Raw genomic sequence first — 1,851 nt, forward strand, 5'->3', positions numbered from 1 at the left:
CGGTTTCACCGACACTTCTTGGGGTTGTATGGTTAAGTGACTAAGCGTACATGGTGGATGCCTTGGCAGTCAGAGGCGATGAAGGACGTACTAACCTGCGATAAGCTGTGAGAAGTCGGTAAGAGACGCTATTACTCACAGATTTCCGAATGGGGAAACCCACCCGAGATAACTCGGGTATCTGTTACTGAATACATAGGTAACAGAGGCGAACCGGGAGAACTGAAACATCTAAGTACCCCGAGGAAAAGAAATCAACCGAGATTCCCTCAGTAGCGGCGAGCGAACGGGGATTAGCCCTTAAGCATCTTGGAAGTTAGTGGAACGGTCCTGGAAAGGCCGGCGATACAGGGTGATAGCCCCGTACACGAAAACAACCTTGATGTGAAATCGAGTAGGGCGGGACACGTGACATCCTGTCTGAATATGGGGGGACCATCCTCCAAGGCTAAATACTCCTGACTGACCGATAGTGAACCAGTACCGTGAGGGAAAGGCGAAAAGAACCCCTGTGAGGGGAGTGAAATAGAACCTGAAACCGTGTACGTACAAGCAGTGGGAGCCCTTCGGGGTGACTGCGTACCTTTTGTATAATGGGTCAGCGACTTACATTTTGTAGCGAGGTTAACCGTATAGGGGAGCCGTAGGGAAACCGAGTCTTAACTGGGCGTCTAGTTGCAAGGTGTAGACCCGAAACCGGGTGATCTAGCCATGGGCAGGTTGAAGGTTGAGTAACATCAACTGGAGGACCGAACCCACTAACGTTGCAAAGTTAGGGGATGACCTGTGGCTGGGGGTGAAAGGCCAATCAAACTCGGAGATAGCTGGTTCTCCCCGAAAGCTATTTAGGTAGCGCCTCGGACGAATACTACTGGGGGTAGAGCACTGTTTGGGCTAGGGGGTCATCCCGACTTACCAACCCCATGCAAACTCCGAATACCAGTAAGTAATATCCGGGAGACACACGGCGGGTGCTAACGTCCGTCGTGAAGAGGGAAACAACCCAGACCGCCGGCTAAGGTCCCAAAGTTCTGGTTAAGTGGGAAACGATGTGGGAAGGCTCAGACAGCTAGGATGTTGGCTTAGAAGCAGCCATCATTTAAAGAAAGCGTAATAGCTCACTAGTCGAGTCGGCCTGCGCGGAAGATGTAACGGGGCTCAAACCAGGCACCGAAGCCGCGGATTCACACTTATGTGTGAGTGGTAGGGGAGCGTTCTGTAAGTCTGCGAAGGTGTATCGAGAGGTATGCTGGAGATATCAGAAGTGCGAATGCTGACGTAAGTAACGATAAAGGGGGTGAAAAGCCTCCTCGCCGGAAGACCAAGGGTTCCTGTCCAACGTTAATCGGGGCAGGGTGAGTCGACCCCTAAGGCGAGGCCGAAAGGCGTAGTCGATGGGAAGCAGGTTAATATTCCTGCACGACTTGTAATTGCGATGGGGGGACGGAGAAGGCTAGGTGGGCCAGGCGACGGTTGTCCTGGTGAAAGTGCGTAGGTGGTGTTTCTAGGCAAATCCGGAGACACAACACTGAGACACGAGACGAACACACTACGGTGTGGAAGCCATTGATGCCCTGCTTCCAGGAAAAGCCTCTAAGCTTCAGATTACAAGTCATCGTACCCCAAACCGACACAGGTGGTCGGGTAGAGAATACCAAGGCGCTTGAGAGAACTCGGGTGAAGGAACTAGGCAAAATAGAACCGTAACTTCGGGAGAAGGTTCGCTCTTGATGGTGAAGTCCCTTGCGGATGGAGCTGTCGGGAGTCGCAGTGACCAGATGGCTGGGACTGTTTATCAAAAACACAGCACTCTGCAAACACGAAAGTGGACGTATAGGGTGTGACACCTGC

At 52.3% G+C, this 1,851-nt stretch carries 1 rRNA gene; it reads left to right on the top strand.

The annotated features are described in order from the left end of the window. Nucleotides 1–30 precede the first annotated feature (30 nt). Nucleotides 31–1,851: ribosomal RNA gene (locus ACW5XC_RS20355) — 23S ribosomal RNA — on the top strand; the annotation flags it as partial.

The sequence above is a fragment of the Aeromonas sp. 25-AL00135 genome (genome assembly GCF_054052385.1).